Below are 22,762 nucleotides of genomic sequence, written 5' to 3'. Positions count from 1 at the left end.
TTACTGCACGGCTTGGGATTGCTGCACCAGCACCAGCTGCCCTTCCTTGTTAACCGGAATCTGCGCACCCGGATCGCGATCCATGCGCACCTGGCCGATCTTGCCATCCAGCTGGTACTTCACGTCGTAGCCGACTACCTTCTCGCTGGTATCGACCACCGTGCTGCAGCGGGTTTCCGTGGCAGTGTAGGTATCGCGCTCCTGCATGCCCTCCTGCACCTTGTTGCCGGCATAGCCACCACCGACGGCGCCTGCCACGGTGGCGATCTTCTTGCCGCTACCGCCACCGATCTGGTTGCCCAGCAGGCCACCGGCCACGGCGCCGATCACGGTACCGGCGATCTGGTGCTGGTCCTTGACCGGTGCCTGGCGGGTCACGGCCACATCCTTGCACACCTCGCGCGGTGTCTTGATGGTTTCCTTGACCGGCTGAACGGCCAGCACTTCGGCATACTGCGGGCCGCTGACCAGGCTATAGGTCGCCACGGCACCACCGGCAGTAACACCCACCGCGCCCAGCACCGCACCCACGATCATCGACTTGTTCATCTGGCCCTCCTCAGGCTCTGACCGAGCGTTATTTTCGCCCTCTTCCATGCCTTGGATGGGCGCCCGACAGATGAGTTCCTCAGGCGCCCCGCCAACACCGACAAATGGGAGCCCCTTCACACCCCGGAAACGACAAGGCCCGGCATATGCCGGGCCTTGCGGGGTGACAACAGGATCAGGGGCGATCATCCACCTCTTCCGCCTCCACCGGCGGAATCAGATCGTCACGCGTCAGCTTCAACCAGACCAGCAGAGTACTGGCGATGTACACCGAGGAGTAGGTACCGGCGGTGACGCCGATGAACAACGCCAGGGAGAAGCCCCACAGGTTCTCGCCACCGAACACCATCAGCGCGATGATCGCCAGCAGGGTGGAAATCGAGGTCGCCAGGGTACGCAGCAGGGTCTGGGTGGTGGAAATGTTGATGTTCTCGATCAGATCGGCCTTGCGCAGCACACGGAAGTTCTCGCGGATACGGTCGAACACCACGATGGTGTCGTTCAGCGAGTAACCGATCAGCGCCAGCACCGCGGCCAGCACAGTCAGGTCGAAGGGGATCTGGAAGAAGGAGAACACGCCGAGGGTGACGATCACGTCGTGGATCAACGAGACGATGGCACCGAAGCCGAACTTCCACTGGAAGCGGAAGGCCACGTAGAGCAGGATGCCGCCGAGAGCCAGCAGCATGCCCAGGCCGCCCTGGTCGCGCAGCTCCTCGCCTACCGCGGGGCCGACGAACTCGACCCGCTTGACGCTGAACTGCTCGGCACTGACCTTGTCCAGGTCCGCCGCCAGCCTGTTGCCCAGCTGCGGATCGTCGCCCTGCAGGCGCACCACCACATCGGTGGTGGCACCGAAGTGCTGCACCACGGCATCGCCGTAGCCGGCTTCGGCCAGCTGCCCGCGCACCTTGGCCAGATCGGCTGGCTGCTCGTAGGTCAGCTCGATCAGCGCACCGCCGGTGAAGTCCAGGCCGAAGTTGAGGCCCTTGATCGCCAGGCTGCCGAGCGACACCAGGGTCAGCAGTACGGTCACGGCAAACGCCAGGTGGCGAATGCCCATGAAGTTGATTACACGTTTCATCGCAGGCCGCCCCTTAGATCCACAGCTTCTTGAAATCACGGCCACCGAAGATCAGGTTGACCATGGCACGGGTCACGAAGATGGCCGTGAACATCGAGGTGATGATGCCGAGCGACATGGTCACGGCGAAGCCCTTGACCGGCCCGGTGCCCATGGCGAACAGGATGCCACCGACCAGCAGGGTGGTCAGGTTGCCGTCGAGAATCGCCGAGAAGGCGCGATCGAAGCCCTCGTGAATGGCACGCTGCACCGACAGGCCGTTGGCGATCTCTTCGCGGATACGCGAGAAGATCAGCACGTTGGCGTCCACCGCCATGCCCATGGTCAGCACGATACCGGCGATGCCCGGCAGAGTCAGGGTCGCCCCCAGCACCGACATCAGCGCCAGCAGCAGGACCATGTTGAAGCCCAGGGCCACAGTCGCCAGCACGCCGAAGAAGCGGTAGATGGCGATGATGAACAGCGATACGAAGATCATGCCCCAGATCGACGCATCGATACCCTTGGCGATGTTGTCGGCACCCAGGCTCGGGCCGATGGTGCGTTCCTCGGCGAAGTACATCGGCGCCGCCAGGCCACCGGCGCGCAGCAGCAGGGCCAGCTCGGAAGACTCGCCCTGGCCGTCCAGGCCAGTGATGCGGAAGCTGCTGCCCAGCGCCGACTGGATGGTCGCCAGGCTGATGATCTTCTTCTCTTCCTTGAAGGCCTGAACCGCGACTTCCTTCTCGACGCCGTCGACCACCTGCTTGACGTAGCGGGTCAGCGGCTTCTGCTCGATGAAGATCACCGCCATGCTGCGCCCGACGTTGTTGCGGGTGGCACGGTTCATCAGGTCGCCACCGTGGCCATCCAGACGGATGTTCACCTGCGGACGGCCGTTCTCGTCGTAGCTGGCCTGGGCATCGGTGACCTGGTCACCGGTGATGATCAGGCTGCGCTCCAGATCCACCGGCGGGCGGCCGGCTTCGCGGAACTCGAAGGACTCGGTGGAGGCGCGCGCCGCGTCCGGTTCGGCCTGCAGGCGGAACTCCAGGTTGGCGGTCTTGCCGAGGATACGCTTGGCCTCGGCGGTGTCCTGCACGCCCGGCAGCTCGACCACGATGCGGTTGGCGCCCTGGCGCTGGACCAGCGGCTCGGCCACGCCCAGCTCGTTGACCCGGTTGCGCACGGTGGTCAGGTTCTGCTTGATCGAGTATTCGCGGATTTCCGCGCGCTTGGCCTCGGTCAGCGCCAGACGCAGCACCTGCAACTCGTTGCGCGAGGCAGTGGTCAGATCGAAATCGCTGAAACTCTTGCGCACCAGCTCCTGGGCCTTGTCCAGCGCCTCGCCATCGGCGAAGCCCAGCTGGATGGCGCCGTCCTGCTGCGGCAGGCTGCGATAGCGCACGCGCTCCTTGCGCAGCAGGCTCTTGATCTCGCTCTCGTAGACCTTCAGGCGAGCGTCCATGGCCTTGTCCATGTCCACTTCCAGCAGGAAGTGCACCCCACCGGACAGGTCCAGGCCCAGCTTCATCGGGCCAGCACCCAGGCTGCGCAGCCATTCGGGCGTGGTCGGCGCCAGGTTGAGGGCCACCACGTAGTCGTCACCGAGCAGCTTGCGCACCAGCTCCTTGGCCGGCAGCTGGTCTTCCTGCTTGCTCAGGCGCAGCAGTGCACCCTTGCCCTGCTTGCTCAGAGTTGCCGACTTGACCGCGATACCGGCATCGCTCAGCGCTTTGCCGATGCGATCGAGGTCGGCCTGGCCGACCTCCAGCGCCGTACTGGCACCGCTGATCTGGATCGCCGGATCGTCCGGATATAGATTGGGTGCGGAGTAGATGAAACCGACCACCAGCACAGCCAGGATCAGCAGGTACTTCCACAGGGGGAACTTATTGAGCATGACGCCGCCCGTTATGACACGGGGCGCCTGATGCGCCCCGTAGTGGTGAACGAAGAATCGTTAGATGGCTTTCAGGGTGCCCTTCGGCAGGGTCGCCGCGATGGCCTGCTTCTGGAACTTCAGTTCGACGTTGTCGGAAACCTCGATCACCACGAAATCGTCGGTCACCTTGGTGACCTTGCCGGCGATACCGCCGCTGGTGACCACTTCATCGCCTTTCTGCAGGCTGCCGAGCAGGTTCTTGTGCTCCTTGGCGCGCTTGGCCTGGGGACGCCAGATCATCAGATAGAAGATGACCAGGAAGCCGATCAGGAACACCCACTCGAAGCCACTGCCGGCGGGGCCGGCGGCGGCGGCCGGAGCGGCGGCATCGGCATAGGCGGCGGGAATCAGAAAGCTCATGGCAAACTCCTATTGCAAGGTCTGGAAACTGTTGTGGTCGGCGCCCGCACGATGCGCGGGCGCTGGCAGGAACTGGAGCACCTCCGAGATGGGGTGCGTCCCGGCCTATTTCAATCCCGTCAGGGCTCCAGCGGCGGCGTCGGCAGGCCGCGCCGGGCGTAGAAGGCATCGACAAAGGCGGCCAATGTACCCTGTTGAATTGCCTCGCGCAAACTAGCCATCAGGCGCTGGTAATGGCGCAAGTTGTGGATGGTATTGAGCATGCTGCCCAGCATTTCGCCGCACTTGTCCAGGTGATGCAGGTAGGCGCGGGAGAAGTGTTTGCAGGTGTAACAGTCGCAGCTCGGGTCCAGCGGCGAGTCGTCGTGCTTGTGCACGGCATTGCGGATCTTGATCACCCCGGTATCGATGAACAGGTGGCCGTTGCGCGCGTTGCGGGTCGGCATCACGCAGTCGAACATGTCCACGCCGCGGCGCACGCCCTCGACCAGGTCCTCCGGCTTGCCCACGCCCATCAGGTAGCGCGGCTTGTCGGTGGGCAGATGCGGCGGCAGGAAGTCCAGCACACGGATCATCTCTTCCTTCGGCTCGCCGACCGACAGGCCGCCGATGGCCAGGCCGTCGAAACCGATCTCCAGCAGCCCCTCCAGCGAGCGCAGGCGCAGTTCCTCGTGCATGCCGCCCTGAACGATGCCGAACAGCGCCGAGGGGTTGCCCTCGTGGGCGTTCTTCGAGCGTTTGGCCCAGCGCAGCGACAGCTCCATGGAGCGCTTGGCGGTGTCGAAGTCGGCCGGATAGGGAGTGCACTCGTCGAAGATCATCACGATGTCCGAGCCCAGCTCGCGCTGCACCTGCATGGACTCCTCGGGACCCATGAACACCTTGGCGCCGTCCACCGGCGAGGAGAAATACACGCCCTCCTCCTTGATCTTGCGCATGGCGCCCAGGCTGAACACCTGGAAGCCGCCGGAGTCGGTGAGGATCGGCCCCTGCCACTGCATGAAGTCGTGCAGGTCGCCGTGCCTTTTGATCACCTCGGTGCCCGGACGCAGCCACAGGTGGAAGGTGTTGCCGAGGATGATCTGCGCACCGATGCCCTCGATGTCGCGCGGCAGCATGCCCTTGACCGTGCCATAGGTGCCGACCGGCATGAAGGCCGGGGTCTCCACCACGCCGCGCGGGAAGGTCAGGCGGCCGCGGCGGGCACGGCCGTCAGTGGCCAGCAGCTCGAAGGACATATGGCTCATGGGGTCTCCTCGGGACCGCGCGGGTCGGGATTGCGGGTGATGAACATGGCATCGCCGTAGCTGAAGAAGCGGTAGCGCTGCTCCACGGCCGCCGCATAGGCGGCCATGGTCTCCGGGTAGCCGGCGAAGGCCGAGACCAGCATCAGCAGGGTCGACTCCGGCAGGTGGAAGTTGGTGACCAGGGCATCGACCACATGGAAGCGCTTGCCCGGGTAGAGAAAGATATCCGTATCGCCGCTGAAGGCCCTCAGCTCGCCATCGCGCGCGGCGCTTTCCAGCGAGCGCACGCTGGTGGTGCCGACGGCGATCACCCGGCCACCACGGGCGCGGCAGGCGACCACCGCATCGACCACGGCCTGGCTGACCTGCAGCCATTCCTGATGCATGTGATGGTCCTCGATACGCTCCACCCGTACCGGCTGGAAGGTACCGGCGCCGACATGCAGGGTGACGAAGGCGGTGTCGATGCCCTTGGCGCGGATCGCCGCCAGCAGCGCCTCGTCGAAATGCAGGCCGGCCGTCGGCGCGGCCACGGCGCCGGCCTTGGCCTTGTCGGAATAGACGGTCTGGTAGCGCTCGCGGTCGGCGGCCTCGTCGGGGCGATCGATATAGGGTGGCAGCGGCATGTGGCCGACGCGATCCAGCAGCGGCAGCACCGGCTCGCCGAAGCGCAGCTCGAACAGCGCGTCGTGACGGGCCAGCATCTCGGCCTCGCCACCACCTTCTATATGGATCAGCGAACCCGGCTTGGGCGACTTGCTCGAACGCACATGGGCCAGCACGCGATGCTCGTCGAGCAGGCGCTCGATGAGGATCTCCAGCTTGCCGCCGGAGGCCTTCTGGCCGAACAGGCGCGCGGGGATCACCCGGGTGTCGTTGAACACCATCAGGTCGCCGGGACGCAGGTATTCCAGCAGGTCGGCGAACTGCCGATGGGCGAGCGCCCCCGTCGGGCCATCGAGCACCAGCAGGCGGCTGGCACGCCGTTCGGCCAGAGGGTGGCGGGCGATCAGGGAATCGGGAAGGTCGAAATGGAAGTCGGCAACACGCATGGCTGGTACATCTCCGGGGGGCGCCAAGCTTACCGGAAAGCCCCTCGCACGGCCACGCGCCGGCCGTCGCGACTAAGGCTGCGGGGGGGAGTAAGTGGCCATGATGCGCTGCAGGCTGCCATCCCGGCGCATGGCCGCAATGGCGGCATTCAGCGCCGGCAGCAGCTCGGCACGCGAACGATGCAGGCGAATGCGCAGCTCGGAACTGTTGATCACCGGCCCCTCCTCCAACCGCTCCTTGCCCGCCTGCAACTCGGGATGCGCATGGCGCAGATAGGCCAGCTCCAACCGGTCGATGATGCCGGCCTGGCTGCGCCCCTGCGCCACCTTGTGCAGCAAAGCGATGGCATCGGGACTGTCGTGACGGCGAAAATACTCGCTGCCGGCGTAGCCATAGCCGCGCACGGTCGCAATGGTCTTGCCGCGCAGGTCCTCGAGCCGGGCAAACCCGAAAGCCCGGCCCGGGGCGAAGACCAGCACCTCCTCGACCTCAAGCACCGGCTCCGTCCACAGCGTTACCGCGACCTGTTCGGGTGCCGAGCGCCAGCCCTTGCTGACGCAGCATTCGAGTTGCACCCGGCCCTCGCGGAACATCTTCTGGGCGCGCAGCGGCGGGGCCGGACGCGCGGCCTGCAGATCGACCGCCAGCCGCTCATCCAGCGCCTCCATGAAGTCGCTGAACACGCCGCTGACCTGCCCCTCACGCACTATCCAGTAAGGCGCCCAGCTTTCGTTGGTCACGGCATAGGTCAAGGTATCAGCCGACACAGCCCACGGCAGCGCGCAGATCAGACCGACCAGCCCACGGCGAACGACTCCACGCACCCGAATTTCCCCCATCGATACCCCGCCTGCCCGAGCATAGCCGACAACCCTCGTGAAAGGGCTACCGCAGCCCCCTCAGCCCCCTGAATCAAAGCCACCGCATGCGGAAACCCGGAGAGCCCGGATGGCTCTCGGAGCGCCTGTCTCGCTGCCTCGGCGCGATTGACCACCCCAGGACGCCTCCCTATACTGCGCGCCCATCGTGCCTCGGTGGCGGAATCGGTAGACGCGGCGGATTCAAAATCCGTTTTCGAAAGAAGTGAGAGTTCGAGTCTCTCCCGGGGCACCACGTTTTTCTCCCTCCCAAATTGCCTGCAAAGCCTCTGGAATCGCCTGTTCCGGGGGGGTTGGCAAATCAGATTGAGTTAGCGTAGAGTGGGTCAACTGTGTTTGCATGGGTCGCCTTGAATCGTGACCTGGTGCAGTAGATCCTAGATCCGCTACATCCCGCTCGACTTCTCTTACTCTCTGCAACCAGTTCCAGCCCTCTCGCGCACAACGCAAGAGGCTGTCATCAACTCTAGTTTCAAGGAAATAAGACAATGTCGAATCGTCAAACCGGCACCGTCAAATGGTTCAACGACGAGAAGGGCTTCGGCTTCATCACCCCCGAGAGCGGTCCGGATCTGTTCGTGCACTTCCGCGCTATCGAAGGTTCGGGCTTCCGTAGCCTGAAAGAAGGCCAGAAGGTCACCTTCGAAGCCGTGCAAGGCCAGAAAGGCATGCAAGCCGACAAGGTCCAGGTTCTGGGCTAATCGCTGCTGCTAAGAAAGAGCCCCTGATGGCAACATCAGGGGCTTTTTTGTGCCCGTCGCACGCACCCCGTACAATCGCGCGCAGTCTCTATCCGCCGCGAGCCATCCATGCCCAAGCACCTGCTGCGCCCCCAGGGCGACTTTCCTTCCGCCGGCCCGATCCGTCGCTTCGCCGCGATCTTCTATGACTTCCTGCTGTGCATCGCCCTGCTGATGGTGGTCACCCTGCTGTACAAAGGGGTGCAGATGGCCATCTATGGCGAGGAGCGGCTGCGCCAGATGTCCGATGCCGGTGCCCTGGACGGCGACCCCCTGCTGTCCACCCTGCTGGTGATGAGCCTGTTCGGCTTCTTCGCCAAGTTCTGGACCCACAATGGCCAGACCCTCGGCATGCAGGTCTGGGGCCTGCGCATCCAGAATGCCGACGGCACGGCCATCAGCCTGTGGCAGGCGCTGCTGCGCTTCGTGGTGGCGATCGGCTCCTGGCTGTTCTGCGGCCTGGGCTTCCTCTGGGTACTGTGGGACAAGGACAAGCGCAGCTGGCACGACATCTACTCGGAGAGTCGCGTCGTGCAGCTGCCGAAGAACATCCACAAAAAGTAACCGGCCTCAGCCGGCGGCCAGCCCCGGCAGCAGCACGTTGCCGACCAGCCAGGCAGTAGCCAGCGCGCCGGCCAGGCAGAGCAGCGCGCCGCCGGCGGCCTGCCAGTAGAAGCCGCGCGCCAGCACGTCCTCGCCATGGCTGGAGAGGATGAAGGGATAGGATTCGCCCGGCTTGCGCAGCTGGTGGTGCACCGGCACCTCGCCACGCCCCAGTTGCCGACGCTGCGCCTCGGCGCGCGCCGACTCGCGCATGCGCTCCCACTCACGCTGATCGAGCTGACCGTCGCCATTGCTGTCGAAGCGCTGCAGCAGGCCGGCGAAATCACTCTTCCACTCGCGCACCACGGCCCCCTGGGCCAGGGTCAGGTCGAACGCCTCGGCACCGCCCTGGGTACGGAAGTCGCCGATGGCGTAGAGCGGCTGGCCGGCGTGCAGACGCTCCTCGGTGTAGCGGTACTGGCCATCGCCCATCAGCAGCATGCCGAGCAGGCCCAGCCCGGAACCCTCGCTGCCGCCCAGCGGGCGACGCTCGCTGCCATGCCAGACCTGGCGCGTGGCAGGCCGCACCTCGGCGCCCCGCGGATTGACCAGGCACTCGCCGGTGGCATCCCTGAGCCGCAGCCAGGCCTCGCTGGAGCCGCTCTCCACCACCCGCCAGCGGCGCTGCTTGCCGCTGCGCTCGTACTCCTCGATCTTGAAGCGCCACCACAGGCACGGCGTGCCGGTCAGCGGCGCACGTACCTCGCCTTCGTCCAACGCATGCAGCACGCCATACAGCTCGACATAGCCCTGGGCCGCGGAGCGGATCTTCGAGGTCGGCGTGTTGAGCAGGAAGCGCGCCTCGGACAGGCGCTTGATGCACCACCAGCCGCCGCCGACGCAGGCGCCGACGCTGAAGGCCATGCTGATGGCCAGGCCGCCGACATCCATCTCAGTTGAACAGCGACTTGAGGTCGACGTCGGCCTTCTCTTCCTCGCTGAACTGCAGCAGCTCGGCCGCCTGGAAGGCGAACAGCCGCGCCAGGATCACATCGGGGAACTGCTCGATGCGCACGTTGTTCAGGTTGACCGCCTCGTTGTACAGCTCGCGGCGATCGGCGATGGCGTTCTCCAGGCCGGAGATGCGCTGCTGCAGATGCTGGAAACTCTCGTTGGCCTTCAGCTCCGGGTAGTTCTCGGCCAGGGCGAACAACTGGCCGAGGCCGGCGCGCAAGGTGCTCTCGGCCTTGCCCAGGGCGCCCACGTCATGCTGCTCGCGGGCGCTGGCCACGGCGCTGCGCGCCGCGATCACCCGTTCCAGGGTGGTGCGCTCGTGCTGCATGTACTGCTTGCAGGTCTCCACCAGCTTGGGCAATTCGTCGTGGCGCTGCTTGAGCAGCACGTCGATGTTCGACCAGGCCTTGCTCACCCCGTGCTTGAGGCGCACCAGGCCGTTGTAGAGGACCACCGCCCAGGCGGCGAGAAGAAACAGCACGACGAGTACAGCGACGGCGGTGAGACTCATGGGCAACGCTCCTTGTGAACTGCCGGCATTCTAGCGACAGCGAGGCGGGCGTCCATAGAAGTCGCGATCACGAAAGTGCTTTACACAAAATGCAAATCTTTCGCATTATTGTGCGGTTTTCCAGTGCATTCGCACGGCCTTCCCAACACCAAGAAGCTAAGGACTCCGCCATGACTCGCATGCCCCTGGCCACCGCCAGCCTGCTGGCCCTCGCCATTTCCCTCGCCGGCTGCGGCGACGACAAGCAGGAAGCCGCCGCTCCCCAGGCCAGCGCCCCGGCCGCCGCCAGCAGCGCTCCGGCCAAGGTCGAGGAAGCCGCCGCCAAGGCCGTGGTCAGCCACTATGCCGACCTCGCCCTCGCCGTGTTCAGCGACGCCGCCAGCACCGGCAAGCAGCTGCAGAGCGCCATCGACGCCCTGTTGGCCAACCCCGGCGAAGACACCCTGAAGGCCGCCAGGCAGGCCTGGCTGGCCGCCCGCGTGCCCTACATGCAGACCGAAGTGTTCCGTTTCGGCAACGCCGTGGTCGATGACTGGGAAGGCCAGCTCAATGCCTGGCCGCTGGACGAGGGCCTAATCGACTACGTGGCCAAGGACTACCAGCACGCCCTGGGCAACCCCGGTGCCAGCGCCAACATCATCGCCAACACCAGCATCCAGGTCGGCGAAGACCAGATCGACGTCAGCGAAATCACTGGCGAGAAGCTGGCCGAGCTGAACGAACTGGGCGGCTCCGAAGCCAACGTCGCCACCGGCTACCACGCCATCGAGTTCCTCCTCTGGGGCCAGGACCTCAACGGTACCAACCCGGGCGCCGGCGCGCGTCCGGCCAGCGACTTCCTGGTCGGCGAAGGTGCCACCGGCGGCAACAACGAGCGCCGTCGTGCCTACCTGAAAGGCGCCACCGACCTGCTGGTCGCCGACCTCGACAGCATGGTCGTGCAGTGGCAGGCCGGCAACGCCGACAACTACCGCGCCAAGCTGGAGGCCGAGCCGGCCGAGAGCGGCCTGCGCAAGATGCTGTTCGGCATGGGCAGCCTGTCCCTCGGCGAGCTGGCCGGCGAGCGCATGAAGGTCGCCCTGGAAGCCGGCTCCACCGAGGACGAGCACGACTGCTTCAGCGACAACACCCACAACTCGCACTTCTATAACGGCAAGGGTATCCGCAACGTCTACCTCGGCGAGTACAAGAAGGTCGACGGCACCGTGCTGAGCGGCCCGAGCCTGTCCGCCCTAGTGGCCAAGCTGGACGCCCAGGCCGACGCCACCCTGAAGGCCGACCTGGAAGCCAGCGAAGCCAGGCTGCAGGCCCTGGTCGACAGCGCCGAGAAGAACAACGTGCACTTCGACCAGCTGATCGCCGCCGACAACGCCGCCGGCCAGCAGCTGGTGCGCGACGCCATCGCCGCCCTGGTCAAGCAGACCGCCGCCATCGAGAAGGCCTCCGCCGCTCTGGGCATCAGCGATCTGAACCCGGACACCGCCGATCACCAGTTCTGATACCCGCAGAGCTGTCCAGGACGGATGCGCCCACAAGGCGCATCCGTTTTTTATTGGTGTCGGCGCCAGGCACGCGCGGGAAATGCTCCCGACGGCTTGGCGTGGCCGCGACAATCCGCCCCTTTCGCAAATGCTAATTCCTCTTATTCGAACTCCATTAGCCTGCTAAGATTGCCCGCCTGATCGACTGCCGGGTGAGTTCCGATGTCCTCCACGCTGCGCCTCTGCCTATTGCCGCTGGCCTTCGCCCTGGCGGCCTGCGAGCGCACGCCGGCGCCGGCCGAGCCCGGCGAAGCCCTGTCGGGCGGCGCCACCACGGTGCGCCAGAGCGACCACAACGCCTTCTCCCTGCCCTCGGCCAACCTGGCCCCTTCGCGCCGCCTCGACTTCGCCGTGGGCAACAGCTTCTTCCGCAATCCCTGGGTGATCGCGCCCTCCACCACCACCGCGCGAGACGGCCTGGGCCCGCTGTTCAACACCAACGCCTGCCAGAACTGCCATATCAAGGACGGCCGTGGCCATCCGCCGGCGGCCGACGCCGTCAGCGCCGTGTCCATGCTGGTGCGCCTGTCGATCCCCGGTGACGACTCGCCGGCCCACACCGAGCTGCGCCGGCGTCTGGGCGTGGTGCCCGAGCCGGTCTACGGCGGGCAGCTGCAGGACATGGGCAATCCCGGCCATGCTCCCGAAGGCCGGGTACGGGTGAGCTACGAGAGCGTGCCGGTGCGCTTCGCCGATGGCACGCGGGTCGAGCTGCGCAAGCCGCGCCTGCAGATCGACCGCCTGGGCTATGGCGAGCTGCGCCCGGATACCCTGTTCTCCGCGCGGGTGGCGCCGCCGATGATCGGCCTGGGCCTGCTCGAGGCGATTCCCGAAGCAGCGATCCTGGCCAATGCCGACCCCGATGACCGCGACGGCGACGGTATCCGCGGCGTGCCCAACCGGGTCTGGGACGATGCCCGCGGCGCCACGGTGCTCGGCCGCTTCGGCTGGAAGGCCGGCCAGCCCAACCTCAACCAGCAGAACGCCCACGCCTTCTCCGGCGACCTCGGCCTGACCACCACCCTGCTGCCGCGCGACGACTGCAGTCCGGCGCAGGTCGACTGCCGCGCCACGGCGCCTGGCGGCAGCCCGGAGGTGAGCGACAACATTCTCGCCAGCGTGCTGTTCTACAGCCGCAACCTGGCTGTGCCGGCCCGCCGCGGCGTGGACCGGCTGGACGTGCGTCGCGGCAAGCAGCTGTTCATGGATGCCGGCTGCGCCCAGTGCCACACCCCGAGCTTCGTCACCGCCGCCGACGCCGCCGAGCCGGAGCTGGCCCGGCAGACCATCCGCCCCTACACCGACCTGCTGTTGCACGACATGGGCGAGGGCCTGGCCGACGACCGCCCCGAGTTCCTCGCCAGCGGCCGCCAGTGGCGCACCGCGCCGCTGTGGGGCATCGGCCTGACCGAGGCGGTCAACGGCCACACCCAGTTCCTCCACGACGGCCGCGCGCGCAACCTACTGGAAGCCATCCTCTGGCACGGCGGCGAAGCGCAGCGCGCCAGACAGGCCGTACTCGAATTCGATGCCGGCGAGCGCGACGCGCTGCTGGCCTTCCTCAATTCCCTGTAAGGAGTCCGGCATGATCCGTTCGCCCCTCGCCATCGCCCTGCTCGCCCTCGGCCTCACCGCCTGCGGCCCGCAGGACCCGCAACAGCAGGCCAGCGCCGCCCTGGTCGACGGCGTGCTGCTACCGGCCTACAGCGCCTGGCACCAGTCCAACCGGCAACTGGCCGAGAGCGCCGCGGCCTTCTGCGCCGGCAGCCAGGACCTCGGTGCCACCCAGCAGGCCTTCCTCGCCGATGTCGCCAGCTGGGCCGCCCTGCAGCCGCTGCTGGTCGGCCCGCTGACCGAAGGCAACCGCGCCTGGCAGGTACAGTTCTGGCCGGACAAGAAGAACCTGGTGCAGCGCCAGGTCGAGGCCCTGCTCAACAGCAAGCCACAGCTGACCCGGGCCGACCTGGACCAGGCCAGCGTGGTGGTACAGGGCCTGAGCGCCTACGAGTACGTGCTCTTCGATGCCGCCATCGACCTTGCCGACGCCGCCCAGAAAGCGCGCTACTGCCCGCTGCTGGTGAGCATCGGCGCGCACCAGCAGCAGCTGTCCGGCGACATACTCGCCCAGTGGCAGGGCGATGCCGGCATGGCCAGCCAGCTGCGCGAATTCCCCAACCCCCGTTATGCCGAATCGCAGGAGGCGCTGGCGGAACTGCTGCGCGCCCAGGTCAACGCCCTCGACGGCATGAAGAAGAAGCTCGGCGCCGCCCTCGGCCGGCAGAGCAAGGGCCTGCCGCAGCCCTACCAGGCTGAGTTCTGGCGCAGCAACGCCAGCCTGGCCAGCCTCGCCGCCAGCCTGGCCAGTGCCGAGCGCGTCTGGCTGGGGGCCAACAACGACGGCATGCGCACGCTGCTCGGCGGCGAACAGGCCGAGCTGGCCACCCGCCTCGACCAGCAGTACGCCGCCACCCGCCAGCAGCTGGCCACCCTGCAGCGCCCGCTCGGCGAGCTGCTGAGCGAGGAGGCCGGCCGCGCCGAGCTGAACGCCTTCTACGACAGCCTCAACGCCCTGCACCGCCTGCACGAGAGCGAGCTGGCCAAGCTGCTCGGCATCCAGCTGGGCTTCAATGCCCACGATGGTGACTGAATGCAGCGCAGAACCTTTCTCGGTCTCGGCGGCCTGGGCCTGGCCGCCGCCGCCTTCGGCGGCTGGAAGCTGATCGGCCACGGCCCGCAGCCGCTGCTGCTGTCGGCCCGCGACGATGGCGACGGCCAGCACTATGCGGTCGGCTACCGGCTGGACGGCAGCAAGGCCTTCGTCACCCGCGTGGCCGAGCGCTGCCACGACGTGGTGCCGCACCCCACCCTGCCGCTGGCGGTGTTCGTCGGCCGCCGCCCGAGCCGCGAAAGCTACCTGATCGACACCCGCGACGGCCGCCTGCTGCAGACCCTGGCCTCGCCCGCCGACCGCCACTTCTACGGCCACGGCCTGTTCCACCACAGCGGTGAGTGGTTCTACAGCACCGAGAACGACACCACCGAGCCCGGCCGTGGCGTGCTCGGCGTGTATCGCCTGCAGGACAACCAGCTGCAGCGCGTTGGCGAACACTCGAGCCACGGCGTCGGACCGCACCAGCTGCTCTGGCTGCCCGGCGGCGAAAGCCTGGTGGTGGCCAACGGCGGCATCCGCACCGAGGCCGACAGCCGAGCCATGATGAACCTCGACGCCATGGAGCCGAGCCTGGTGCTGATGCACCGCGACGGCAGCCTGATCAGCAAGGAGCAGTTGCCGCAGCGGATGAACAGCGTGCGCCACCTGGCGGTGGCCGCTGACGGCACCATCGTCTCCGGCCAGCAGTACGAGGGCGACCCGCAGGACAGCGTGCCGCTGCTGGCGATCAAGCGCCCCGGCCAGGCCTTCCAGGCCTTCCCCCTGGGCGAAGCGCAGCGCGCGGCAATGAACCAGTACACCGCCAGCCTGGCCATCCACGACGAGCTGCGCCTGCTGGCGCTGACCGCGCCGCGCGGCAACCGCTTCTTCATCTGGCACCTGGACAGCAGCGAGCTGCTGCTCGACACCCCGCTGCCGGACTGCGCAGGGGTCGGTGCGGTGGCCGACGGATTCGTGGTCACCTCCGGGCAGGGCCGCTGCCGCCTGTACCGCTGCCGCGGCGAGCGCATCACCGCCGAGCCGCTGCAGCTACCAGCCGGACTCTGGGACAACCACCTGCGCCTGGCCTGAAAGCACCGCTGCAGAGAGGAAAATACCGGCCAATGGCTTAAGGCCAGTAGTCCGCTGCCGACCTATACTGCAACAGGCAGCATCAGCCGCTGTCACCGGCCTGTCATTGCCGGCAGATAGGGATATCCGCAATTCCGCCGCCCACTCGTGTGGCGGAGGGTTACTACCCGCCAAGAGGTCCTCCCCATGTTTCTGCAAAAATCCCTGCGTGCGCAGATCCTCGTCCTGCTCGGCGGCAGCCTGGCCCTGATCCTGATCACCGCCCTGGCCTGCTTCAGCTTCCTTTCCGGCGGCCTGCAGGCCTATCGCGGCCTGCTCGAGGGACCGCTGGAAGCCTCCCGGCTGATCGACTCGGCCAACGTCGAATTCAAGATCCAGGTGCAGGAGTGGAAGAACGTCCTGCTGCGCGGCCAGGACAGCGACAACCTGAACAAGTACTGGAGCCAGTTCGAGGCCCAGGAACGCAAGGTGCAGGACATCCTCGGCCAGCTGGCACAGGTGGCCGGGGCCGATACCGCACTGAAGAGCCAGGTCGAGCGCCTGCGCAGCGAGCACCAGACCCTCGGCACCAACTACCGCAAGGGCCGCGATGCCTTCGTCGCCGCCGGCGGCGATGCCAAGGCCGGCGATGCCGCGGTAAAGGGCATCGACCGCGCCGCCAGCGAACAGATGAGTGTGCTGGTCGACCAGCTGCATGCGCTGAGCCTGGAGCAGGCCAAACAGATCAACGCCGGCGCCGAACGCACCATTCTGCTCGGCACCCTGGTCATGCTGGCCGCCAGCGTGGTGATCGCCCTGTTCAGCCTGTGGCTGGTCAACCGCCACCTGATCATCCCGATCCGCCATCTGATCAACCATGTCGACCAGCTCAGCCACGGCCGCTTCGGCCAGCGCGTCGAGGTTGCCCGCAAGGACGAGCTGGGCATGCTGGCCCGTGCCGCCAATACCCTGCGCGACTTCCTCGCCAGTACCACCGAGAGCCTGCGCCTGAGCAGCGGCAACCTGGACAGTGCCAGCGGCGAGCTGAACCAGATCGCCTCGCGCATGACCCTGGGCATCAACGAGCAGTTCGAGCGTACCGATCAGGTCGCCACCGCCATGCACGAGATGTCCGCCACCGCCCAGGAAGTGGCGCGCCACGCCGCCGAGGCCGCGCATGCCGCCGACGACGCCGACAGCTCGGCGCGCCAGGGCGGCAAGGTGATGGCGTCGACCATCCAGACCATCACCGGCATGCGCGGCGAGATCGCCAACACCGCCGAGGTGATCCGTCGCCTGGAGGCCGACAGCGGGCGCATCGGCAAGGTGCTGGAGGTGATCCGCGGCATCGCCGAGCAGACCAACCTGCTCGCCCTCAACGCCGCCATCGAGGCCGCCCGTGCCGGCGAGCAGGGCCGCGGCTTCGCCGTGGTGGCCGACGAGGTGCGCCACCTGGCCCAGCGCACCGCCGAGTCCACCGCCGAGATCAACCAGATCATCGATACCGTGCAGACCGGCGCACTGAACGCCGTGCGCGCCATCGAGAGCGGGCAGAGCCGCAGCGAGGAAGGCGTGACCCAGGTGACCGAAGCGGGTGCCATGCTCGAGCGCATCACCGGCGCGGTGGAGGCGATCCGCGACATGAACCGGCAGATCGCCACCGCCGCCGAGGAGCAGACCTCGGTGGCCGAGGACATCTCGCGCAACCTTACCGAGATCACCGCCATCGCCAGCGCCAACCAGGAAAACGTCGAGCGCACCCAGGCCGCCAGCCACACCCTGCGCAGCCTGTCCGGCGAACTGAATGAAGTGACCCAGCGCCTGGGCGCATGAGGCAAGACGCCCAGGCGCAAGTCCGGGGCATCGGCGACACAGAATGGTCGCGAAAATGCGGCCATCTGTGCGGTTTGCGCGACAAACCGTTGCGCGATAATGCGCCGGCAACCTTTTGCAAATGGGTTTTTTTGACTTGACCGTCAAGCGGCACTAACGTGCCCGCTTCGCCTATTCCCAGGCCACTCCCTGACCTGCCAAGGAACCGGAATATGTTGCTCCGCCGCATGCTCATCATGCTGGGCGTCGTACTCGTCGTGGTGCTCGCCCTCGCCGCCTACAAAGGCTTCTCCATCTATCAGCAGATCCAGATGTTCTCGGCGCCGCAGCCGGCTATCAGCGTGTCCGCCGCCCGCGCCGAGACCCTGAACTGGCAGAGCCGCCTGCCGGCGATCGGCACGCTCAAGGCCTTTCAGGGCGTGGACCTGACCGCCGAGGTGCAAGGCACGGTCAAGGAAGTGCTGTTCCAGTCCGGCGAGAAGGTTGCCCTCGGCCAGCCGCTGCTGCAGCTGGACAGCGAAGTCGAGCGCGCCATCCTCGCCACCGCCGAGGCGGTGCGCGCCCTGGCCCGCGTCGAATACCAGCGCGGGCAGGACCTGATCAAGCGTCAGGCCATCTCCAAGAGCGAGTTCGACCGTCTCAATGCCGAGCTGCTCAAGGCCGAGGCCAGCGTCACCCAGCTCAAGGCCGAGCTGGACAAGAAACGCATCCTCGCGCCCTTCGCCGGCACCATCGGCATCCGCCAGGTGGACGTCGGTGACTACCTGAGCCCCGGCACCTCTTTCGCCACCCTGCAGGATCTGTCCAGGCTGTACGTCGACTTCTTCCTGCCGGAGCAGGCCTACCCGCAGCTGGCCATCGGCCAGCGCGTGAGCCTGTCCGTGGCGGCCTACCCCGGCGAGGTGTTCGAGGGCGAGATCAGCGCGCTCAACCCCAAGGTCGAGGAAACCACCCGCAACGTGCAGGTCCGCGCCATGCTGGCCAATCCGGACAGCAAACTGCTGCCGGGCATGTTCGCCAACCTGGACGTGCTGCTACCCGGCGACAAGCCGCAGGTGGTGGTGCCGGAAACCGCGATCACCTACACCCTGTACGGCAATTCGGTGTACGTGATCGGCGAGAAGAAGGACGACCAGGGCCAGGTGGTGAAAGACGACCAGGGCCAGCCCCAGCTGGTGGTGGAACGCCGCTTCGTAGAGACCGGCGAGCGCCGCGATGGCCAGGTTCTGATCCGCAAGGGCCTGCAGGCCGGCGAGCAGGTGGTCACCGCCGGCCAGCTCAAGCTGGACAACGGCGCCCACGTCAAGGTGATCGACGACCAGGCCCTGGAGCGCCAGAGCGCCCCGGCACCAGCCGCCCCGTAAGAGTCCCGGCGCCGGCCGGCTCCCCCGGGGCAGGCCAGGCGCGTGACCCGCAGTTTCACCGGCCGCCCCGCGGCAGCCAAGGAATTCGTTATGGCTTTTACAGATCCTTTCATCCGTCGCCCGGTGCTGGCCACCGTGGTCAGCCTGCTGATCATCCTGCTGGGCATGCAGGCCTTCGGCAAGCTGGTGATCCGCCAGTACCCGCAGATGGAGAACGCCCTGATCACGGTGACCACCGCCTACCCCGGGGCCAACGCCGAGACCATCCAGGGCTACATCACCCAGCCGCTGCAGCAGAGCCTGGCCAGTGCCGAGGGCATCGACTACATGACCTCGTCGAGCCAGCAGAACCTCTCGGTAATCTCCATCTATGCGCGTATCGGCGCCGACACCGACCGCCTGTTCACCGAGCTGCTGGCCAAGGCCAACGAGGTGAAGAACCAGCTGCCGCAGGACGCCGAGGACCCGGTGCTGTCCAAGGAGGCAGCCGATGCCTCGGCGCTGATGTACGTCAGCTTCTACAGCGACGAGCTGAGCAATCCGCAGATCACCGACTACCTCTCGCGGGTGATCCAGCCCAAGCTGGCCACCCTGCCCGGCATGGCCGAGGCCGAGATCCTCGGCAACCAGGTGTTCGCCATGCGCCTGTGGCTGGACCCGGTGAAGATGGCTGCCTATGGCATCACCGCCGGCGACGTCACCGATGCCGTGCGCCGCTACAACTTCCTCGCCGCCGCCGGCGAGGTGAAGGGCCAGTACGTGGTCACCAGCATCAATGCCACCACCGACCTCAAGTCGGCCGAGGCCTTCGCCGCCATTCCGGTGAAGACCGACGGCGACAGCCGCGTGCTGGTGCGCGACATCGCCCGGGTGGAGATGGGCGCGGCCAACTACGACTCGATCAGCTCCTTCGACGGCATCCCGTCGGTGTACATCGCCATCAAGGGCACGCCCAGCGCCAACCCGCTGGACGTGATCCAGCATGTGCGCGCGATCCTGCCTGAACTGGAGGCGCAACTGCCGCCGAATCTGAAAGTCTCGATCGCCTATGACGCCACCGAGTTCATCCGCGCTTCCATCGAGGAAGTAGTGAAGACCCTGGGCGAGGCGGTGCTGATCGTCATCGTCGTGGTCTTCCTGTTCCTCGGCGCGCTCCGCTCGGTGCTGATCCCGGTGATCACCATCCCGCTGTCGATGATCGGCGTGCTGTTCTTCATGCAGCTGATGGGCTACTCGATCAACCTGCTGACCCTGCTGGCCATGGTGCTGGCCATCGGCCTGGTGGTGGACGACGCCATCGTGGTGGTGGAAAACATCCATCGCCATATCGAGGAGGGCAAGACGCCCTTCGACGCCGCCATCGAAGGGGCCCGCGAGATCGCCGTGCCGGTGATCTCGATGACCATCACCCTGGCCGCGGTGTACGCGCCCATCGGCTTCCTCGAGGGCCTGACCGGCGCCCTGTTCAAGGAGTTCGCCCTGACCCTGGCCGGCGCGGTGATCATCTCCGGCGTGGTGGCGCTGACCCTGTCGCCGATGATGTGCTCCAAGCTGCTGCGCCACGAGGAAAACCCCTCGGGCCTGGCGCACAAGCTGGACCTGATCTTCGACAGGCTCAAGCGCCGCTACCAGGCGGCCCTGCACGGCACCCTCAACACCCGCCCGGTGGTGCTGGTGTTCGCCGTGATCGTGCTGTGCCTGATCCCGGTGCTGCTGATGTTCAGCAAGAACGAGCTGGCGCCGGAGGAGGACCAGGGCATCGTGTTCCTGTTCGCCAACGCGCCGCAGCCGACCAACCTGAACTACGTGAACGCCTACACCGACCAGTTCGTGAAGATCTTCAAGGAGTTCCCCGAGTACTACTCGTCCTTCCAGATCAACGGCTTCGATGGCGTGCAGTCGGGCATCGGCGGCTTCCTGCTCCAGCCCTGGGACGAGCGCGAGCGCACCCAGATGGAGCTGTTGCCGATCGTCCAGGGGCGCCTCAACGACATCCCCGGCCTGCAGATCTTCGGCTTCAACCTGCCGTCGCTGCCGGGCACCGGCCAGGGCCTGCCGTTCCAGTTCGTGGTCAACACGCCGAACGACTACGAGTCGCTGCTGCAGGTGGCCGACCGCATCAAGGCGCGGGCCATGGAGTCGGGGCAGTTCGCTTTCCTCAACGTCGACCTGGCCTTCGACAAGCCCGAGGTGGTGGTCGACATCGACCGCGAGAAGGCGGCGCAGATGGGCGTGTCCATGCAGGACCTGGGCGCCACCCTGGCCACCCTGCTTGGCGAAGGCGAGATCAACCGCTTCACCATCGACGGGCGCAGCTACAAGGTGATCGCCCAGGTCGAACGCGCCTATCGCGACAACCCGGGCTGGCTGGGCAGTTATTACGTGAAGAGCGAGAGCGGGCAGATGGTGCCGCTGGCCACCCTGATCAAGGTCAGCGACCGTGCGCGGCCAACCAAGCTCAAGCAGTTCCAGCAGCTCAACTCGGCGATCATCGAGGGCGTGCCGATCGTCAGCATGGGCGAGGCGGTGGAGACCATCACCCGCATCGCCCGCGAGGAGGCGCCACGCGGCTACTCCTTCGACTACGCCGGCGCCTCGCGCCAGTACATCCAGGAAGGCAGCGCGCTGTATGTCACCTTCGCCCTGGCCCTGGCGATCATCTTCCTGGTGCTGGCCGCGCAGTTCGAGAGCTTCCGCGACCCGCTGGTGATCCTGGTCACCGTGCCGCTGTCGATCTGCGGTGCGCTGATCCCGATCTTCCTCGGCTTCTCCAGCATGAACATCTACACCCAGGTGGGCCTGGTGACGCTGATCGGCCTGATCAGCAAGCACGGCATCCTGATCGTCGAGTTCGCCAACCAGCTGCGCCACGACAAGGGCCTGTCGATCCGCGCGGCCATCGAGGAGGCCGCGGCGATCCGCCTGCGCCCGGTGCTGATGACCACAGCCGCCATGGTGTTCGGCATGGTGCCGCTGATCCTGGCCAGCGGCGCCGGCGCGGTGAGCCGCTTCGACATCGGCCTGGTGATCGCCACTGGCATGTCAATCGGCACCCTGTTCACCCTGTTCGTGTTGCCCTGCGTCTATACCCTGCTGGCCAGCCCGGACAAGGCGCCGGCGCCGGCAAGCGCGGCGGCCCACTGAGGGCGGACAACAAAAAGCCCCGCCTAGGCGGGGCTTTTTTATTGGCGCCTGTTACTGCGCGCCTTTCATCGCGTGGCTCAGGCCGAAGATCAACAGCACCAGGTTGTCGCTGTCCGCGCTGACGGGCCGATCGACCGCATGGCGGGAGGAAACGGCCGGACACCGCTGGTCGGCACAGCTGACCAGGTCCACGACCTGCGGCGCCGGTTCCTGCCAGGCGGCAGCGGCCAGGGCCGTGACACTCAGGGCACCGACGAGGAACAATCCTCGGGCAATTTCTAACTTCATCTCGATAACCCCTTGAAAGTGCTGCCAAACGCCTAAATGAACACTAGCCTAGCCAGGACACCATGGCCGCTCCGGCTGACCAACGGCAATGGGCACGGCCGAACTTAGTCTGACAAAGGCCCATGACAGTTCCGCGACTAGCCCAATCCCGGCAGGGAATATCCGTACTGTTGCCGGTAACCCTGCAGCAACTGCTGCCACTCCTGGTCATTCCACGGCGAATGGCGGCGTAGCTGACGCAGATCGTGCCGCACCAGGCGGCGGCGATTGAGACGGCGCCGACTCTTCTCCAGATCGAGCAGGGCCACCTCGACCTCCATGCCGACCACCCGTACGAACACATGCTTGGCATACAGGCAGCCATGCTGCCAGCGTCCCTGGTGCATACGCGCCAGCGTCGCGCCAACGGCCTGTAGCAGGCGCTGCTGCAGGGCCTGGTCATAGCGCTCGCGAGCGCCATTGGCATAGAAGCTGTCGATATCCTCGAAGCCCTCCAGCGCCTCGGTCACCAGCAGGCCGCGCCAGCCCTCCTGCGGACAATGCGTGGCGCCACAGTAGACCAGGCGCGGTACGCGCACCCCCAGACGGCCGAGGGCCAGCAATGCATCGCGCTCGCGCAGCACGGTCGGCCGGCCGAACGGGTGGAGAGGGCTACGGTAGAGATGGCCGGTCTGCCGCTTGGCATACCACAACCCCTGCTCGGCGCTGACCCGCTGTACGCCACTGGCACCACCACGGCGCTGATTGGGCGTCTCTACCCATTCGCCCTGCAGCTGCCACCAGCGATCGAAAGCGCTGCCATCGGGCAGCGAAGACTGACTCGGATTCATTTCTTGTTATTAGGCCCCTGTGAAACAAGGCGTAACAAAAACATCATTTGCCCCGCATCGCAAGCAACGGCGACGCCCGGTTGGCCGCCCCCATGAAAAAGCCCCGCACAAGGCGGGGCTCTTTCGTTACAGCCAGGG

Annotated in this window: 20 protein-coding genes and 1 tRNA gene; 10 read left to right on the top strand and 11 right to left on the bottom strand. The window is 66.5% G+C overall.

The genetic code is table 11. The features are described from left to right. The 7 genes from DMO17_RS03660 to DMO17_RS03630 all read right to left on the bottom strand — a co-directional run bounded on the left by DMO17_RS03660 (position 1) and on the right by DMO17_RS03630 (position 6,957). Entirely contained in the window at positions 1-549 is a 549-nt protein-coding gene (locus DMO17_RS03660) for a glycine zipper 2TM domain-containing protein (protein WP_110680960.1), read from the bottom strand. Positions 550-724: 175 nt separating this feature from the next. After that, positions 725-1,633, bottom strand: coding sequence for a protein translocase subunit SecF (gene secF / locus DMO17_RS03655; protein ID WP_110680959.1), 909 nt, complete (start codon positions 1,631-1,633; stop codon positions 725-727). 13 nt (positions 1,634-1,646) lie between these two features. Further along, positions 1,647-3,515: a protein translocase subunit SecD gene (secD, locus tag DMO17_RS03650; RefSeq protein ID WP_110680958.1), complete on the bottom strand. Its 1,869-nt coding sequence runs from the start codon at positions 3,513-3,515 to the stop codon at positions 1,647-1,649. A gap of 60 nt (positions 3,516-3,575) precedes the next feature. Further along, positions 3,576-3,917, bottom strand: coding sequence for a preprotein translocase subunit YajC (gene yajC / locus DMO17_RS03645; RefSeq protein ID WP_110680957.1), 342 nt, complete (start codon positions 3,915-3,917; stop codon positions 3,576-3,578). Positions 3,918-4,036: 119 nt separating this feature from the next. Continuing rightward, positions 4,037-5,155, bottom strand: a complete 1,119-nt coding sequence (gene tgt, locus DMO17_RS03640) for a tRNA guanosine(34) transglycosylase Tgt (protein ID WP_110681363.1) — start codon at positions 5,153-5,155, stop codon at positions 4,037-4,039. Between the two features lie 5 nt (positions 5,156-5,160). Next, entirely contained in the window at positions 5,161-6,216 is a 1,056-nt protein-coding gene (gene queA / locus DMO17_RS03635) for a tRNA preQ1(34) S-adenosylmethionine ribosyltransferase-isomerase QueA (RefSeq protein WP_110680956.1), read from the bottom strand. A gap of 72 nt (positions 6,217-6,288) precedes the next feature. Continuing rightward, complete coding sequence (locus tag DMO17_RS03630) at positions 6,289-6,957, bottom strand: substrate-binding periplasmic protein (protein ID WP_258371196.1); 669 nt, start codon at positions 6,955-6,957, stop codon at positions 6,289-6,291. Between the two features lie 288 nt (positions 6,958-7,245). Here DMO17_RS03630 and DMO17_RS03625 point away from each other — a divergent pair. From DMO17_RS03625 to DMO17_RS03615, 3 genes are all read left to right on the top strand, one after another. After that, a tRNA-Leu gene (locus DMO17_RS03625) sits at positions 7,246-7,330 on the top strand. Positions 7,331-7,583: 253 nt separating this feature from the next. Next, positions 7,584-7,796 (top strand): cold-shock protein, encoded by a 213-nt coding sequence (locus DMO17_RS03620; protein WP_021700367.1) that lies wholly within the window; start codon positions 7,584-7,586, stop codon positions 7,794-7,796. A gap of 108 nt (positions 7,797-7,904) precedes the next feature. Next, complete coding sequence (locus DMO17_RS03615) at positions 7,905-8,399, top strand: RDD family protein (protein ID WP_110680954.1); 495 nt, start codon at positions 7,905-7,907, stop codon at positions 8,397-8,399. A gap of 6 nt (positions 8,400-8,405) precedes the next feature. Here the strand turns inward: DMO17_RS03615 and DMO17_RS03610 are convergent, their stop codons facing one another. Beyond that, a complete protein-coding gene (locus tag DMO17_RS03610; protein WP_110680953.1) occupies positions 8,406-9,329 on the bottom strand; it encodes a GIDE domain-containing protein in 924 nt (307 codons plus the stop codon). A 1-nt stretch (position 9,330) separates the two neighbouring features. Continuing rightward, complete coding sequence (locus DMO17_RS03605; protein WP_110680952.1) at positions 9,331-9,903, bottom strand: LemA family protein; 573 nt, start codon at positions 9,901-9,903, stop codon at positions 9,331-9,333. A 170-nt stretch (positions 9,904-10,073) separates the two neighbouring features. On the opposite strand from DMO17_RS03605, the gene DMO17_RS03600 reads away from it, so the two are divergent. From DMO17_RS03600 to DMO17_RS03570, 7 genes are all read left to right on the top strand, one after another. Then, complete coding sequence (locus DMO17_RS03600; protein ID WP_110680951.1) at positions 10,074-11,402, top strand: imelysin family protein; 1,329 nt, start codon at positions 10,074-10,076, stop codon at positions 11,400-11,402. A gap of 204 nt (positions 11,403-11,606) precedes the next feature. Next, entirely contained in the window at positions 11,607-13,019 is a 1,413-nt protein-coding gene (locus tag DMO17_RS03595) for a di-heme oxidoreductase family protein (RefSeq protein ID WP_110680950.1), read from the top strand. 10 nt (positions 13,020-13,029) lie between these two features. After that, on the top strand, positions 13,030-14,091 hold the full coding sequence (locus tag DMO17_RS03590; RefSeq protein ID WP_110680949.1) for an imelysin family protein: 1,062 nt from the start codon (positions 13,030-13,032) through the stop codon (positions 14,089-14,091). Next, entirely contained in the window at positions 14,092-15,186 is a 1,095-nt protein-coding gene (locus DMO17_RS03585) for a DUF1513 domain-containing protein (protein WP_110680948.1), read from the top strand. A 186-nt stretch (positions 15,187-15,372) separates the two neighbouring features. Further along, positions 15,373-16,998: a methyl-accepting chemotaxis protein gene (locus tag DMO17_RS03580; protein WP_110680947.1), complete on the top strand. Its 1,626-nt coding sequence runs from the start codon at positions 15,373-15,375 to the stop codon at positions 16,996-16,998. A gap of 212 nt (positions 16,999-17,210) precedes the next feature. After that, complete coding sequence (locus tag DMO17_RS03575; protein ID WP_110680946.1) at positions 17,211-18,362, top strand: efflux RND transporter periplasmic adaptor subunit; 1,152 nt, start codon at positions 17,211-17,213, stop codon at positions 18,360-18,362. Positions 18,363-18,452: 90 nt separating this feature from the next. Then, positions 18,453-21,506, top strand: a complete 3,054-nt coding sequence (locus DMO17_RS03570) for a multidrug efflux RND transporter permease subunit (RefSeq protein ID WP_110680945.1) — start codon at positions 18,453-18,455, stop codon at positions 21,504-21,506. 51 nt (positions 21,507-21,557) lie between these two features. Here DMO17_RS03570 and DMO17_RS03565 read toward each other — a convergent pair whose 3' ends face one another. Together DMO17_RS03565 and DMO17_RS03560 are read right to left on the bottom strand one after the other, a co-directional pair. Then, complete coding sequence (locus tag DMO17_RS03565) at positions 21,558-21,794, bottom strand: hypothetical protein (RefSeq protein WP_110680944.1); 237 nt, start codon at positions 21,792-21,794, stop codon at positions 21,558-21,560. A gap of 137 nt (positions 21,795-21,931) precedes the next feature. Continuing rightward, positions 21,932-22,624: a lipopolysaccharide kinase InaA family protein gene (locus DMO17_RS03560; RefSeq protein WP_110680943.1), complete on the bottom strand. Its 693-nt coding sequence runs from the start codon at positions 22,622-22,624 to the stop codon at positions 21,932-21,934. Between the last annotated feature and the right edge of the window lie 138 nt (positions 22,625-22,762).

Source organism: Aquipseudomonas alcaligenes (assembly GCF_003205495.1).
GTDB classification, from domain to species: Bacteria; Pseudomonadota; Gammaproteobacteria; order Pseudomonadales; family Pseudomonadaceae; genus Aquipseudomonas; species Aquipseudomonas alcaligenes_B.
This window is presented reverse-complemented; position numbering and strand designations above follow the sequence as displayed.

Excerpts from the sequence above, each read along its gene's own strand:
- DMO17_RS03660 (WP_110680960.1), bottom strand. The coding sequence starts at position 549 with ATGAACAAGTCGATGATCGTGGGTGCGGTGCTGGGCGCGGTGGGTGTT.
- secF (WP_110680959.1), bottom strand. The coding sequence starts at position 1,633 with ATGAAACGTGTAATCAACTTCATGGGCATTCGCCACCTGGCGTTTGCC.
- secD (WP_110680958.1), bottom strand. The coding sequence starts at position 3,515 with ATGCTCAATAAGTTCCCCCTGTGGAAGTACCTGCTGATCCTGGCTGTG.
- yajC (WP_110680957.1), bottom strand. The coding sequence starts at position 3,917 with ATGAGCTTTCTGATTCCCGCCGCCTATGCCGATGCCGCCGCTCCGGCC.
- tgt (WP_110681363.1), bottom strand. The coding sequence starts at position 5,155 with ATGTCCTTCGAGCTGCTGGCCACTGACGGCCGTGCCCGCCGCGGCCGC.
- queA (WP_110680956.1), bottom strand. The coding sequence starts at position 6,216 with ATGCGTGTTGCCGACTTCCATTTCGACCTTCCCGATTCCCTGATCGCC.
- DMO17_RS03620 (WP_021700367.1), top strand. The coding sequence starts at position 7,584 with ATGTCGAATCGTCAAACCGGCACCGTCAAATGGTTCAACGACGAGAAG.
- DMO17_RS03615 (WP_110680954.1), top strand. The coding sequence starts at position 7,905 with ATGCCCAAGCACCTGCTGCGCCCCCAGGGCGACTTTCCTTCCGCCGGC.
- DMO17_RS03610 (WP_110680953.1), bottom strand. The coding sequence starts at position 9,329 with ATGGATGTCGGCGGCCTGGCCATCAGCATGGCCTTCAGCGTCGGCGCC.
- DMO17_RS03605 (WP_110680952.1), bottom strand. The coding sequence starts at position 9,903 with ATGAGTCTCACCGCCGTCGCTGTACTCGTCGTGCTGTTTCTTCTCGCC.
- DMO17_RS03600 (WP_110680951.1), top strand. The coding sequence starts at position 10,074 with ATGACTCGCATGCCCCTGGCCACCGCCAGCCTGCTGGCCCTCGCCATT.
- DMO17_RS03595 (WP_110680950.1), top strand. The coding sequence starts at position 11,607 with ATGTCCTCCACGCTGCGCCTCTGCCTATTGCCGCTGGCCTTCGCCCTG.
- DMO17_RS03590 (WP_110680949.1), top strand. The coding sequence starts at position 13,030 with ATGATCCGTTCGCCCCTCGCCATCGCCCTGCTCGCCCTCGGCCTCACC.
- DMO17_RS03585 (WP_110680948.1), top strand. The coding sequence starts at position 14,092 with ATGCAGCGCAGAACCTTTCTCGGTCTCGGCGGCCTGGGCCTGGCCGCC.
- DMO17_RS03580 (WP_110680947.1), top strand. The coding sequence starts at position 15,373 with ATGTTTCTGCAAAAATCCCTGCGTGCGCAGATCCTCGTCCTGCTCGGC.
- DMO17_RS03575 (WP_110680946.1), top strand. The coding sequence starts at position 17,211 with ATGTTGCTCCGCCGCATGCTCATCATGCTGGGCGTCGTACTCGTCGTG.
- DMO17_RS03570 (WP_110680945.1), top strand. The coding sequence starts at position 18,453 with ATGGCTTTTACAGATCCTTTCATCCGTCGCCCGGTGCTGGCCACCGTG.
- DMO17_RS03565 (WP_110680944.1), bottom strand. The coding sequence starts at position 21,794 with ATGAAGTTAGAAATTGCCCGAGGATTGTTCCTCGTCGGTGCCCTGAGT.
- DMO17_RS03560 (WP_110680943.1), bottom strand. The coding sequence starts at position 22,624 with ATGAATCCGAGTCAGTCTTCGCTGCCCGATGGCAGCGCTTTCGATCGC.